9 protein-coding genes are annotated in these 14,248 nt (G+C 74.4%); 4 read left to right on the top strand and 5 right to left on the bottom strand.

What is annotated here, in order from left to right:
* Window positions 1–161: 161 nt before the first annotated feature.
* Window positions 162–791: an FMN-binding negative transcriptional regulator gene (locus AB0K00_RS04275; protein WP_363514947.1), complete on the bottom strand. Its 630-nt coding sequence runs from the start codon at window positions 789–791 to the stop codon at window positions 162–164.
* 76 nt (window positions 792–867) lie between these two features.
* On the opposite strand from AB0K00_RS04275, the gene AB0K00_RS04270 reads away from it, so the two are divergent.
* Entirely contained in the window at window positions 868–1,830 is a 963-nt protein-coding gene (locus tag AB0K00_RS04270) for an ATP-binding cassette domain-containing protein (protein WP_363514944.1), read from the top strand.
* Window positions 1,827–2,630: an ABC transporter permease gene (locus AB0K00_RS04265; RefSeq protein ID WP_363514941.1), complete on the top strand. Its 804-nt coding sequence runs from the start codon at window positions 1,827–1,829 to the stop codon at window positions 2,628–2,630. The genes AB0K00_RS04270 and AB0K00_RS04265 overlap by 4 nt, the downstream gene beginning before the upstream one ends.
* On the opposite strand, the gene AB0K00_RS04260 is transcribed toward AB0K00_RS04265, so the two are convergent.
* The 3 genes from AB0K00_RS04260 to AB0K00_RS04250 all read right to left on the bottom strand — a co-directional run bounded on the left by AB0K00_RS04260 (window position 2,598) and on the right by AB0K00_RS04250 (window position 11,065).
* Complete coding sequence (locus AB0K00_RS04260; protein ID WP_363514938.1) at window positions 2,598–5,705, bottom strand: BTAD domain-containing putative transcriptional regulator; 3,108 nt, start codon at window positions 5,703–5,705, stop codon at window positions 2,598–2,600. The genes AB0K00_RS04265 and AB0K00_RS04260 overlap by 33 nt on opposite strands.
* 85 nt (window positions 5,706–5,790) lie before the next feature.
* Window positions 5,791–7,932, bottom strand: coding sequence for a fibronectin type III domain-containing protein (locus tag AB0K00_RS04255; RefSeq protein WP_363514935.1), 2,142 nt, complete (start codon window positions 7,930–7,932; stop codon window positions 5,791–5,793).
* A 328-nt stretch (window positions 7,933–8,260) separates the two neighbouring features.
* The gene (locus AB0K00_RS04250; protein ID WP_363514932.1) at window positions 8,261–11,065 is read right to left on the bottom strand and encodes a BTAD domain-containing putative transcriptional regulator; all 2,805 of its coding nucleotides are present in this window, start codon (window positions 11,063–11,065) and stop codon (window positions 8,261–8,263) included.
* A gap of 127 nt (window positions 11,066–11,192) precedes the next feature.
* Between AB0K00_RS04250 and AB0K00_RS04245 the strand changes: the two genes are divergently transcribed.
* A complete protein-coding gene (locus tag AB0K00_RS04245) occupies window positions 11,193–12,239 on the top strand; it encodes a class I SAM-dependent methyltransferase (RefSeq protein WP_363514929.1) in 1,047 nt (348 codons plus the stop codon).
* 32 nt (window positions 12,240–12,271) lie between these two features.
* Window positions 12,272–13,297, top strand: coding sequence for a hypothetical protein (locus AB0K00_RS04240; RefSeq protein ID WP_363514926.1), 1,026 nt, complete (start codon window positions 12,272–12,274; stop codon window positions 13,295–13,297).
* A gap of 7 nt (window positions 13,298–13,304) precedes the next feature.
* Here the strand turns inward: AB0K00_RS04240 and AB0K00_RS04235 are convergent, their stop codons facing one another.
* On the bottom strand, window positions 13,305–14,039 hold the full coding sequence (locus AB0K00_RS04235; protein WP_363514923.1) for an RICIN domain-containing protein: 735 nt from the start codon (window positions 14,037–14,039) through the stop codon (window positions 13,305–13,307).
* Window positions 14,040–14,248 lie beyond the last annotated feature (209 nt).

The following is a 14,248-nucleotide window of genomic DNA, read 5'->3' as shown; positions in this document are numbered from 1 at the left end:
CCTCCTCGCCGAGGGCATCATCGACCCGGCCAAGGTCACCCGCTCCGCCCTGCAGAACGCCGCCTCCATCGCGGCACTCTTCCTCACCACCGAGGTCCTGGTCGCGGACAAGCCCGCCGAGGACTGACCGGAACACCAGCAGGTGGCCGCGGCGGCCGAGGTCAGGAGACCTCCATCGCCGCGGCCACCTGCCGTTCGGCCTCGCTGCCGCGGTGGGCGGCGCGCAGGTCGTCGCGGACCCCGGCGACGTCCTCGGCGCTGCGGTTCTGGCTCAGCTTCCACTTCGCCTCGACCCGGGTGATCACGATCTCGATGCCGACGATCGCGCGCAGCTGCCCCTCCACGAAGGCGCGGGGCGCGTCGTCCACCGACCAGGGCTCGGGCCGGTCGGCCTCGTGTCGCTCGGTGAGGCGCCGCACCAGGTCCTCCGTCCACGCGGGGTCGTCGTGGGCGACGAGCGTGCCGTAGACGTGGGCGGTGATGTAGTTCCACGTCGGCACGACCCGGCCGTGCTCGCGTTTCGTCGCGTACGCCGACGGCGACACGTACGCGTCGGGGCCGCGCACGATCGTCAGCGCCTCGGACCCGGTGTGGCGCCACTGGACGTTGTTGCGGGCGACGTGCCCGACCAGCGCGCCGGCCGCACCCGCCGACGGGTCGAACAGCAGCGGCAACGTGGTCGCGACCATGCCCTGACCGTCCCACGTGACCAGGTCGCAGGCCGCCGCGCGGGACAGCAGCTCATGGACCGCCGCGTCGGACGGTGCGGCGAAGTGCTTCGGCACGTACATGAAGGCCAAGGGTAGCCACGCGGCCGTGTCGGTGCCGTGTCGGTCGCGTGTCAGCGGCCCCGGGCACGGTGGGCACATGACCGACCTGATGGTCGAGGCCGAGGGCCTCGTCAAACGATTCGGGGAGACGAGGGCGCTGCAGGGCGTCGACCTCGCCGTCCCCCGGGGCACCGTGCACGGCGTGCTCGGCCCCAACGGCGCCGGCAAGACCACCGCCGTGCGCATCCTGTCCACCCTGCTGCGCCCGGACGCCGGGCACGCCCGCATCGCCGGGTTCGACGTGATCCGCGACGCCCAGCGGGTCCGCTCCCGGATCGGGCTGACCGGCCAGTACGCGAGCGTCGACGAGGACCTGACCGGCCGGCAGAACCTGGTGCTGTTCGGCACCCTGCTCGACCTGCGCAAGCGCGCGGCGAAGGAGCGGGCCGCGGAGCTGCTGGAGTGGTTCGACCTGACCGAGGCCGCGGACCGGCCGGCGAAGACCTACTCCGGTGGCATGCGGCGCCGGCTCGACCTGGCCGCGAGCCTCGTCGGCCGCCCCGACGTGATCTTCCTGGACGAGCCGACGACCGGCCTGGACCCGTCCAAGCGCGAGGACATGTGGCAGGTCGTCCGCTCGCTGGTCCGCGACGGTTCCACAGTGCTGCTGACCACGCAGTACCTGGAGGAGGCCGAGGCCCTCGCCGACGAGATCACCGTCATCGACCACGGCCGCGTGATCGCGAACGACACCCCGGAGCGGCTCAAGCGGATCGTCGGCGGGCAGACCCTCGAGGTGCGGCCCGCCGACCCGGCGGACCTGGAGAAGACCGGGCTGATCCTGGCGGCGGTCGCGACCGGTCAGAAGCCGGCGGAGCAGACCCGCAAGGGCGTCCTGGCGGTGCCGGTCAGCGGCGACGAGGCGCTCACCGAGGCCGTCGCCCGGCTCGCCACGGCGGGGATCGCCGTGACCGAGCTCTCCATGCACCTCCCCAGCCTCGACGAGGTCTTCTTCACCCTGACCGGACGCCCCAGCCACACCGAGGAGGTGACGGTATGACCACCATCGCCGTCCAACCACAGATCAAGAGCCAGTTCAATCCGCTGCGACTGGTACGCCACTCGCTCGAACTCACGAAACGCAGCCTGATCAAGACCTACCGGACCCCGGAGGCGTTGATCGACGTCACGGTGCAGCCGGCGCTGTTCCTGCTCATCTTCGTCTACATCTTCGGCGGCGCGGTCGCCGGCGGAACGCACCAGTACCTGCAGTTCCTGATGCCGGGCATCCTCGCCCAGACGATCGCGATGGGCGCCATCTCCATCGGTGTCAACCTCAACAGCGACCTGGAGAAGGGCATCTTCGACCGGTTCCGGTCGCTGCCGATCGCCCGGTCGGCGCCGCTCATCGGTGCGGTGCTCGGCGACGTCGTCCGGTACGTCATCGTCACCATCTCGACGTTCTCGTTCGCCTACCTGATGGGCTTCCGCATCGACGCCAGCCCGCTGCACGCAATCGCCGGCTGCCTGCTGGCCGTGCTGTTCGGGCTGTGCCTGAGCTGGGCGATGGTCTTCGTCGGGATGCTCGTGCGCACGTCCGGCGCGGTCCAGGGCATCGGCTTCCTGGTGATGATGCCGCTGACGTTCGCCTCCAACGTGTTCGTCGGCACCATGACGCTGCCCGGCTGGATGCAGGGCTTCGTGAAGGTCAACCCGCTGACGCACCTGGTCGAGTCGATGCGCGGGCTGTTCCTCGGCACGCCGGTCGGCAACCACGTGTGGTGGACCCTCGCCTGGTGCGCCGGGTTCGTGGTGGTGTTCATGCCGCTAGCCCTCGCCGCCTACCGCAAGAAGGTCTGACATGAGGGCACGGAGACGGTCGGTGGCCTCGGTCACCGGCCGCTCGTGCCATTTCCAGGTGTCCTCGATCCCGGCGGGCACGCCGACGCCGTCGGGGAACAGGTTCTCCGGGTTGCCGCCGAGCCGCAGCCCGAGCGTCCAGAGCTCCTCCGCGAACGCCGCACCGCGGTACGCGGCCAGCGCCGCCCCGCCCAGGGCCCACGCCCCCAGGATCGGAATGTCATAGGTGGACAGCGCCTCGCTCTCCCCCTGCCGCAGCAGCTGGGCGGCCCGGTCCGGGTCCGACAGCCGCAGGAACAGCATCGCGACGGCGCTGCGGTACAGCACCCGCACCTGCGGCACACCGGCCCCGATCTCCTCCACGGCGGCGAGGACCCGCGCGGCGCGGGCCATCACCTCGTCGTGGTCGCCGTGCATGAGGGCGAGCTGGCCGAGCACCAGGTGCGCCAGGCCCGCGTCCGACTCGTGGCTGCCGGGCGCCAGGGCCACCGCCCTGAGCCGCGCGGCGGCGGCGGTGTCACCGGCGAACGCCGCCCGCGCGTCGAGCATGACGCGGATCGAGCTCAGGTCCTCCACCGCGCCCAGCAGGTCCATGTGCCGCTCGCTGTGCCGCAGCCACTCGTGCGCCTCCGGCCCGCCGCGCCCGCCGATGATCTGCGCGGACGTGCCCATCCCCCAGTGGTCGCCGACCTCCTCGAACCGCCGGTAGGCCAGGGCCGCGTCGGCGATCGCCTCGGCGAGGGCGCCCCGGTTCTCGTTCATCATGGACCGGAAGAAGAACCCGAAGCCCTGCACGTACGTGTCGGGGTCGCCGACCAGTTGCGTGGCGGCGCGCACGGCCAGGTCGAGGTCCGGCGAGCTGAGGGCTCGCAGCGCCGACGCGAGGGTCCACGCCTGCGCCGACACCTCGTCGCGGCGCGGCCCGAGCGCCCGCAGGGTCCGCAGCACGAGCGCGAACAGCCGCGGCGTGTCCACGACGAACGCGTTGAGCCCGGTGAACAGGCACAGCCAGGTGGCCCGTTCGGCGTCGACGGACGGCGCCCCGTGCAGCAGCGCGGACCGCCGCTGGGCCGCCGGGTCGTCGGCGCGGAACACTCGCAGCGTCCAGGTGACGACCTCCGAGTGCAGCCCGCGGACCGTCCACAAGTGAGCGAGCGCGCCCATGACGTTGACCGCCGCCGCGTCGTCCTCGTGCGCCAGCGCCCACCGCAGGGCCGCGACGAGGTTGTCCTGTTCGGCCGCGCACTGGTGGAACGCCGGTAACTGGGCCGGACCGACGAACTCCGTGGCCAGTTGCGCCGACTGCCGGGCCGCCCAGCGCGTCAGCCCGGCCATGGCCGCGTCGCGGCTGTTCGAGGCGTCGAGCCGGACCTCGCCGTATTCGCGGACCGTCTCCAGCATGCGGTACCGCGGTACGCCGTCCTCCCCGGCCTGCAGCAACAGCAGCGACTGCTCGACCAGCGTCGCCAGCCCGCGGCGGGCGTCCCGGTCGCCGGCGGCGCCACCCAGCACGGCACCGGCGAGGGCGGTGGTGAACGGCGCCGGGATCACCGCCAGCCGCTCCAGCAGCTCACGGTCGCCGGTGCCGAGCAGCTCCCGGCTCCAGTCGACCATCGCCCACAGGCTCGCATGCCGGTCGGGCAGGCCGCGCAGCGCGTCGTCGAGCAGCCCGAACCGGTCGGCGAGGCCGGCGAGGACGTCGCCGATCGGCATGTGCCGCAGCCGGGCCGCGGCGAGCTCAAGCGCGAGGGGCAGGTTGTCGAGCCGGTGGCACAGCTCCAGGGTGGGTCCGGGGTCGCCGGGCGTCGCCCCGCCGGCCCGCACCCGCGCGTCGAGGAGGTCCAGCGCGGCGGCGTCGGGCAGCGTCCCGAGCCGGTGCACCACCTCGCCGGGCAGGCTCAGCGGTGCCCGGCTGGTCGCGAGCACGGCCAGCTCCGGCGCGTCGAGCAGCTCCGCAACCGCACCGGCCGCCCCTTCCAGGACGTGTTCACAGTTGTCGAGAACGACGAGCCCGCGCAGCTCCTGCACCGCCAGCCGCAGCCGCTCCTGCAGGCCGAGCGCCCGCCACTCGGCCCGGCCGGCACCGGGATCCGCCGCGCCGACCGCGGCCAGCACCACGGCCAGCACCGCCGGCAGCACTTCGGCCGAGGTGCGCAGGCCGGCCAGCTCCACCACGTGGACGGCCCGGCCGGCGGCCGCGACCCGGCGGGCGACCTCGGCGGCGAGCCTGGTCTTGCCGGCCCCGCCGGCGGCGACGACCGTCACCAGCGGCGCCGCGTCGAGGGCCGCGAGCACGGCGGCCACGTCCTGCTCCCGCCCGACCAGCGCCGTCACCGCCCGCCGCCACCCCGCCGGCAGCGTGACCTTCGGCGCGACCCGCGGCGTGAGCTCGCCCCGCAGCAGCGCCACGTGGACCGCCTCGACCGCCGGCGACGGGTCGGCGCCGTAGCCGTCGGCGAGCTCGGCGCGCAGGCGTTCGACGACGTCGAGCGCCTCGGCGTCGCGGCCCTGCGCGGCGAGGACCCGCACCAGCAGGACCGCCGACGGCTCGTGCGGCGGCTGGTGCGCGACGAGCCGGCGCAGGTCGGCCTCGTCCCCGGGCCGGTCGGCGGCGAGCGCAGCCTCCGCGGCCAGCGCGGCGACGTCGGCGAGCAGCCTGACCAGCGACGATCCGGGGGCGTCGGCGGCGAGGTCGGGCACCTCCGGGAACAACGCCCGGGCCTGCCGCGCCGCGGCCGCTGCCGCCTCGGGGTCGCCGCCGTCCAGAGCGCGCCGGCCGCCGTCCAGCAGGGCCCGCGCCACGACGACGTCGACCTCGACGGCCTCGGCGGGCACCAGGTATCCACCGGGTCCAGCGGTCACCGGCAGCCCCAGCCGCCGCGCCCGCGACACCAGCGCCTGCACCGCGCCGGCCGCGTCGTCGGGCGGCTCGACGTCCCAGACGGCGTCGACGAGCGCGCCGACGGACACCGCCCGCCCGCGCGCGTCGATGAGGGCGCGCACCGCCGCCGCCAGTCGTGCGCCCTTCACCGGCCGCCCGTCGACGGCCAGCTCCCCCAGGGTCGTGACGCGCATGGTCCGATCATGCCGGGTACGGGTAGACGAACGCCCCGGGGGAGGGCCCCGGGGCGTTCGCCGCTACTTGTGTTCGGTCGGGCTCTTAGGCGACGTGGCTCCACCAGGCCCAGGTGCCGGAGTTCGGCGCGGACTGGACGCGGTGCCAGACCAGGCCGTCACCACCGACCGCGAAGACCTCCATCACACCGTCGGCGCGGGTGAACGCCGTCGGGTTGCTGTAGATGAGGCCGCCGAGGTTGGTCCAGCCGGACCACTGCGACGGGTCGGCGGGGTCGGTCTGCACCTGCGAGAACAGGTTGCTGTCCGTGCCCCTGATGAAGACCGCGACGGTCCCGTCGGCGTTCTGCGCGACCTCGATGTCGGAGGCGTAGCGCTCGGTGCCGAGGCGGGTCCACCAGGCGAATGAGCCGTCGCCGTTCTGCAGCCGGTACCAGACCGAGTGGTCGCCACCGATCGCGAAGACCGTGATCCGGCCGTTGGCGTTGAGGACGGCGGTCGGGTCGCTGTAGATGAGGCCGCTCAGGTTGGTCCACGCACCCCAGGTGCCGTTGGCGGCCTGGACGCTGGTGTAGAGGAAGTTGTCGCCGCCACGGGCGAACATCTGCGCCAGACCGTCGTGGTTGGTGATGATCGGTCCGCGCATCGACCCGGCGGAGCCGGGAGTGGGCGCGGCACCATCGGTGGTGATGGTGGTGGAGGCGGCGGTGCTGAAGACCGTCGGGCTGACGTAGGCGATGACCTTGACCGAGTAGTCGGTGCCCGGGGTCAGACCGGTGATCGCGCAGGTGAGTGCCGGAGCGACCGCGGTGCAGCTGAGGGTGGCGGCGCTGGCGGCGCCGGCCCCGGCGGCGGGTGCGACAGGGGTCGCGGTCGCCGTGTAGTAGGAGACGGCAGCACCGGAGATCGGCGCGGCGGCGGTCCAGGTGATGGTCGCCGCGGTGGCGGTGACGTCGTCGTCGCTCGGGGTCGTGACGGCCGGCGGCAGCGGCTTCGGCACCACGGCCGGCGTGACCGTCGTGGGAGCGGAGGCAGCGACGGCCGACTGCGTGCCGTTGGCGTTGATGGACGCGACACCCATGGTGTAGACGACCCCGTTGGTGAGGCCGGTCACCGTGCAGGTGAGCTCGGTCGTGATGCATGCCTTCGTGATGCCGCCACCGAGCGCGGTGACCCGGTACTTGGTGATGGCGCTACCCGTGGTCGGCGCGGCCCACGTCAGCTTGGCCTCGGCGTCGCCGCCGGTCGCCACGACGCTGGTGGGCACGTTCACGGTGCCGAGCATGTAGATGTTGCCCGACTCCGCGGCGGTCGAGCTGAGACCGCTCTTGGTGGCCGTGACCTTGAAGTTGTACTGGAACCCGCCCGCCAGGGGCGTGCCCGTGCAACCCGTCGTCACAGTCGACGTCGCCCCCGCGACGACGGCGCACGTGATGCCGGGGATGGCCACGTCATCCTTGAACGCGGCGATCGTGTAGGTGACCCCTGCGGTCGCCGAAGGCGTCCAGGACACGGTGGCGGCGCCACCGGACGTGACGCTGGCAACCACGTCGGTCGGCGCCTCGGGGCCGACCCCGGGGGTAGCCGGTCCACCGGTGCCGGCGGCGGAGACCGTCGAGCTCGGACCGTTGGCGACCACCGAGAAGGTGTAGGCGGAGCCGTCGGTCAGACCCGACACCGTGCAGCTGTACGCGGTGCCGCTGGTGCTGGTGCAGGTCTTGTCCGTGGCAACGCCGTCGAGCAGGGCGGTCGCGGTGAAGTTGGTGACGGTCGTGCCGGTGTTGTCACCGGGAAGCCAGGTGACGTCGACCTTGCCGCTGACGCCGGTGGCCGTCGTGACGACGCCGCTCGGCGCCACCAGCGCGGTGGGCGTCGTCGCGGCGCCCGCCGGGGTCACGGTCGGCACGGCGCCGGCCAGGTCGCCGGTGTTGGTGAGGTTCCGCGCCTTGGTGGTCACCGTGTACTGCTGGGCGGCGACCAGGTTCGGGATGTAGCACGTGGCGCCCGCGCCGGTCACGCTGACGGTGCAGCTCGAATCCGCGGACGAGTCGGCGTCGGTGCCGTCCGCGTACGCCGTGTAGCTGCTGACGTCGTCTGCCGCGCCGGCAGGCGTCGTGTTGGCGAAGACCACCTTCAGCGACAGCGGAGCAGCCGTGACCGTGGCCGTGTAGGCGGTCAGAGGCGTTGCAAAGGCGGGCTGGGCCACCAACAGGGAGCCTGCCGTCATTGCCAAAACAGCCGTCGTGCCGAGCAGGCCGCGTCTGGGCCCTGCCCGGCGGTCGCGCGGTTTGCTCACTTGAATCATTGCGTCCAACCCCCCGTTGCGAGGCGCCAGCACCGGTGCCGACGCGCCATCTCCTAGCAATGTATGGCGGTGCTGTACTTTTCGGAGCAAATTGGGTAATAAGGCTTTTTGACAGGTGGCGAGGACGCCCGCCGTGCTAGTGACGATCGACCCAGGGGGGTCGGACCCGGCCTCGGACACCCACCGGGCGCGGTTGGCGGCAATCCGCGCCGGCGCCCGAAAACCAAGCCGTGCAACCGAAAGAGAAGGTCTACGCCGCCGCCAGGTTCCGGGTGATCGCGTCGTGGGCGAGGTCGAGGACCGCGGCCCGGCTCGGCACCGGCACGTCCGCACCAGGCCGTGGTCCCGCGCCGGCGGGAGCGTCCGGCGCCTGGTCCGCGGCGGCGTGCAGCAGCGCCGCCGGCTCGTGGTCGCCGAGCCGGTCCAGCAGGTCGGCGAGGTTGCGTAGGGTCGCCCACTGGTGGGTCCAGTTCCCGGTCCGCGCGAAATAGCCGACGACCTCGCGGTAGCCTTCGAGCGCCTCATTGACCCGGCCGGCCCGGGCGCGGACCGTCAGCAGCCCCACCGTCGCGACGCCGACCAGGAACGTCGCGCCCGACGTGCGGGCGAGGTCGATCGCACGGGTGTAGTGCCCCTCCGCGGCCGCACCGCGCCCCGCCGCGTTGTCGATCTCCCCGGCGACGTAGGCGTTCCAGGCCAGCATGGTGGGGCTCACCGCGCCGGCGGCGTCCCGGCCGTGCAGCGCCCGCGCCCGGTCGAGGTCCCCCGCGTAGGCCGCCGCGAGCGCCGCGATCGCGAACGCCTCGTGGCTGCGGCTCGCGCGGGCGTCCGCCGCGGCGAGCGCGTGCTCGATCGCCGCCGCATACGCGCCCCGCGCCAGCGCCGCGACCGCGAGCGGGGTGTGGCAGAACCAGCGGGCGGTGTCGTCGGTCGCCAGCTTCAGCCCGGCGCCGGCCAGGCGCTCGGTGCGCCGGTGGTCACCGCGGTGATACGCCGCCTCCGCCGCGGTGCCGAGCACCATGGCCGCCGCCGGGTGCGCGGTCAGGGCCGGGTCGTCGGCGAGCTCCTCGGCCCATCCACGGACCTCGACGAGGTCGCGGTAGGAGACCGTATCGATCAGCGCGACGATGATCGCGGCCGCGTCGTCCAGCGTGTCCATGCTCCGGGCCAGCCGCCACGCGGTTCGCAGGTTCGGCAGCTCCCGGCGCAGGACCGCGTCCGCGTCCGGCTCCCGGTCGGTGGTCATGACCTGCGCGGCCCACGCGGTCAGCTCGACCGCCCAGCGCAGCAGCCGCGCGGCGGCGGTGGCGTCCTCACCGGCGGCGGCCAGCCGGTCGAGCCCGAACGCCCGCAGCGTCTCCAGCATCCGGAAGCGGGTCGCGCCGGTGAAGTCGGCCTCCAGCATCGACGCGTCGACGAGGCGGGCCAGGACGGTGCCCGGATCCCGGTCCAGATCCAGCTCGGCGCCGAGCCGTTCGGCCGTGTCCAGGTCGACCCCGTCGGCGAAGACCGACAGGTGCCGGAACAGCCGCCGTTCGTCGTCGGTGAGCAGTTGGTACGACCACTCGACGGTCGCCCTGAGGGTCCGGTGCCGGTGATCGCCGCTGGTGCGGCCGCCGCCGAGGAGATCGAGGGAGCGGTCGAGCCGGCGGTGCAGGTCGTCGAGGGAGAACGTGGAGAGCCGGCCGGCGGCGAGCTCGATCGCCAGGGGCATGCCGTCCAGCCGGCGCACGATGTCGGCGACCGTGCGCAGCTCCCGCGGCGTCGGCGGGTGGCCGGGCCGCACCTTGGCGGCCCGTTCGAGGAACACCGCGACCGACGGGATGCGCGCGAGGTCGCGGTCGGTGCCCGGCAGCGCGAGTGGCGCCAGCCGGAACGCGTACTCCGCGGCAAGCCCGAGCGGCTCGCGGCTGGTGGCGAGGACCGTCAGCCGCGGGCACGCCGCCAGGACCTCCTGGACCGTGTCGCGGACCGCGTCCAGCAGGTGCTCGCAGTTGTCGACGACCAGCACGCCGGGCCGGTCGCCCAGGACGGCGAGGCAGGCGGCCAGGACCTCCCCGTGCGCGACGGTCACGGTGAGCGCGGCGGCGAGCGCGTGCGGGATGCCGGCGGGGTCGGTCACCGGCGCCAGCAGCAGCACCGTCGCCGCCGCCGTCCCGTGCGCGACCTCCAGCGCCAGCCGGGTCTTGCCGACCCCGCCGGGTCCGACGATCGTGACCAGCCGCTCCGCGGCCAGCAGGCCGTGCAGCGCGGCGACCTGCGCCTCCCGGCCGATCAGCCGGTTCGCCGGGCGGGCCGGCGGCGGTGGCCCGGTGGGCGCCGACCCGACGGCGACGTCCCGCTCGAGCTCGGCGAGGGCCGGAGACGGGTCCAGGCCCGTCTCCTCGGCCAGCCGGTGCCGGAACTCCCGGGCGTGCCGCAGCGCGTCCGGCGCCCGGCCGCTCGCGGCGAGGGCCCGCATCAGCAGCAGCACCGACGGCTCCCGCAGCGGATCCTCGGCGTGCGCCGCGGCGGCGAGGCCGGCCACCGCGTCCGCGTCCCCCGCGGCGACGGCGGCGCCGATGAGCGCGTCGGTGACCTCCTGGCGCAGATGCGCGCACTCCTGCACCGCCGCCACGACCCGCACGACGTCGGTGAGGTCGGCGAGGACCGGCCCGCGCCACAGGCCGTGCGCCTCGCGCAGCATCGTGTACGCGGCGGCGGGATTCTCCCGTACCCCCGCGCGCGCCCGAGCCAGCAGCATCCTTGCCCGGCTCAGGTCCAGCCCGTCGGGGCCCAGCGCCAGCCGGTAGCCGTCGGGTGTCGTCTCCAGCAGGTCGGCCGCCGCCCCGAGATGCGCCCGCAGCCGGAACACGTGGCTGTGCAGCGCCTGCCGCCCCGACTCCGGCACCTGCGCCGGCCATAGCGCGGCGACCAGATGCTCGACCGTCACGATCCGGCCCTCGGCGAGTGCCAGCAGCGCCAGCACCGCGCGCCGCTTCGGGCCGGGCACGTCGACCGTGACGCCGTCGACGGACAGCCGCAGCGGCCCGAGCACCTCGACCCGAACCTCCATGCCGTGCAGTTTCGCGGCGCTGTCAGCGCGCTGCAAGCGCGTGTGAGTGGCGTGTCAGCGCGGCCGCCGAGGCTGGGTCCCATGGCCGGCACGAGCCGGCCGCACCAGCGACAGACGGAGAGCAGACATGGACCACGACAAGGTGATGGCGTTCCTCGGGCAGTTCGTGACCGACCTCGGCGCGACCGCCGCCGCCGGTTCGGTGACCGTCGGGCACCGCCTCGGCCTCTACCGGGCGCTCGCGGCGGGCCCGGCGACCCCGGAGCGGTTCGCCGAACGCACCGGCTGCCATCCGCGGTACCTCACGGAATGGCTGCGCGGCCAGGCGGCCGGCGGGTACGTCACCTACACGCCCGCGACCGGCGAGTTCTCCCTGACCGAGGAGCAGGCGTTCTGCCTCGCCGACCCCAACGGCCCGAACGTGCCGGCCGCGTTCGTCGGCGTCCTGGGCTACCTGCGCGCCGCGCCCCGCCTCACCGAGGCCTTCCGCACCGGCGCCGGCGTCGGCTGGCACGAGCACGACACCGACGTGTTCGTCGGCACCGACGAGTTCTTCCGCCCCGGTTACGTCGCCGCCCTGGTGCCCAGCTGGATCCCGGCCCTGGAGGGCGTCGAGGCGAAGCTCACCGCGGGCGCCAGGGTCGCCGACGTCGGCTGCGGGCTCGGGTCCTCGTCGGTGCTGCTCGCCGAGGCGTACCCGCGCAGCACGGTCACCGGCTCCGACTACCACGCCGAGTCGATCGAACTGGCCCGCAAGCGGGCCGCCGACGCGGGCGTCGCCGACCGGGTCGGCTTCGAGGTCGCCACCGCGCAGACCTTCACCGGCACCGGATACGACCTGGTCACCATGTTCGACTGCCTGCACGACATGGGCGACCCCCTCGCCGCCGCCCGCCGGGTCCGGGACGCGCTGCGCCCGGACGGGACCTGGTTGCTGGTCGAGCCGTACGCCGCCGACAAGGTCGAGGACAACCTCAACCCGGTCGGTCGCCTGTACTACAGCGGCTCCACGTTCCTCTGCGTGCCCAACAGCCTCTCCCAGCCGGGGGGCCACTCGCTGGGCGCCCAGGCCGGCGAGGCCGCGATCCGGGACCTGGTGACGGAGGCCGGCTTCACCCGCTTCCGCCGCGCCGCCCAGACTCCCTTCAACCTGGTCTACGAGATCAGGCGGTAGCCGGGGCACGACGCGGGTTGTACGGTGCGCGGATGTCCCGAACGTCGCGCACCCCGGTCACCCTCGGCCTGACCGCAGCCGCGCTGGCCGTCGCCGGCCTGGCGATCCTGCTCCACGGCACGTACATCGGGGTCCGGGACGCCCACGTCGTGCGGTACCTGTACCCCACGCTCACCCCCGACGCAATCGTCGTCATGGCGCCCGCGGCCCTGCTGGCGGCCGGGCTGCTGGTGGGCGTGGGGCTGGTGCTGGCCCGCAAGGACGCCGGGCGCGCCGCGCTGGTGTGGCTGTCCGGCGTCGGGTCCGTCGTGGTCCTGGTGCTGTTCGCCGGTCACGTGCTCCTGCTGCGCAACTGGGACTTCGACGTGTGGATCGGCCCGCCGGCGTGGGTCAGCGGCATCGGCGTGCTGCTGGCCGTGATCGCGCTGGCCGGGGTGGTCGTCAGCCTGAGCGTCCCGTCCGCCCGCCAGGCGTTCGCGCCGGCCGGCCCGCAGCCGCGGCCCGCACCGCCGGACGCGGGCCCGCCTGCGCCGCTGCGAGCGGCCGCGTCCCGGTTCGCCGTGGGCGGCGTGCTCGGCCTCGGCGGGTCGGTCCTGCTGATCAGCGGTCGCATCAGCGGCGGCACCGGCGCGACCGCCATGGTCGCGCTCGTCGTCCTGGCCGGCTTCGGCCTGGCGGCCGTCACGGCCGGCGCGTACCTCGCGGCGCGGGCCGCCGGCCGCGGCAGCCCGAACGGGGTGCACCTGGCCCGGATCGCCGGGGTGATGATGCTGCTCCTGCAGGTGCTGTCGCTGTACCTGGGCACCGGCCTCGCCGTCACCGACCTGTACCCCGAAAGCGGCGACAGCGACGGTGCCCTCTTCGGCACGTTGATGCTCGCGACCGTCGTCGCCGGTGTCGCGGCGACCCTCGGCGGCTTCGCCGGGCTGGCCGACCCGCGCAGCGTGCGGTTCTTGCGGCCGGTCGGGCCCGCGTATCAGGGCTGGGACTCCTGGACGGCGGCCGGTCCGCGCTCCGCGGACGACCCGGCGCCGGCGGGCGGCTACACCGTCCCGTAGGCCTGGGCTACGGCAGCTGCCAGCGCTGGCTGGCGACGCCGGCGCAGCGGGCCAGGTAGGGCTGCCCGCCCCGGCCGGTCAGGCACTGCCGGGACGAGCGGGCGACCAGCGCGCCCCGGGCCGCGTCCCACTGCTGCGCCGCGGTGCCGGTGCAGCGGGCCAGGCCGAGCTGGCCGTAGGTCGGCTGCAGGCAGCGGCCGGCCGTGCGCAGGGTGCCGTCGGCGGGGGCGGTCCAGGTCTGGCTGGCGGCGCCGGAGCAGCGGCGCAGCTGGACGGCGCCACCGGACCGGGCGTCCAGGCAGAGGCCGGCCGGGCCGACCACCTGACCGGCGACCGGCCCCCCGACCGACCCCGTGACCGGCGCCGGCGCCAGCGCGGCGGCGGTGCCCGAGCCCGGTGCCGGGACGACGGCGATCTGCAGCCGGCCGGCCTGCGCGGCGATGACCGGCTCGGCGTCCGGCGCGGACGTGGCGGGGCGGTCGCCGGCCGTCAGGGCAAGGCCGGTCGTGGCGAGCGTCAGGATCAGCACGGTCCACGCCAGCGCGGGGTAGTGCCGCGGCTTGTAGCGGAGGCTCGGCTCGGCCGGGGGCGGCGGGGCCAGGAGGGTCGTCTCGGAGTGCCGGGGGTTGTACAGGGGCGGCGTGGACCGCGCCGCGACAGGCCCGCTGCTCGGGTGCGCGGCGGGCGGTATCTGGTGATGCGCGATGACTCTCACGTATGGGCGGACCAGGACCGGAGGCATGACGCGACCGTAACGGCCATCAGTGCCGACCTATGCGGTCCGGACCGGGTGAAATACCGGAATCACCCTGCGCCTCACCCTCGCGTTGGAGCGCTTTCACGGGGGCGCTCGGGACGCGATGCGCGGCGTCTCGCGAAATGCGTCGCCGCGCAGCGCGGATGGATCGCACGGAACGTCCGCATTTCCACTGGCTGATCGCGCATTCCACG

The organism is Dactylosporangium sp. NPDC049525 (genome assembly GCF_040676755.1).
Taxonomy (GTDB): domain Bacteria; phylum Actinomycetota; class Actinomycetes; order Mycobacteriales; family Micromonosporaceae; genus Dactylosporangium.
The sequence above is the reverse complement of the archived record's forward strand: the minus strand, read 5'-3'. Positions and strand labels throughout refer to the sequence as shown.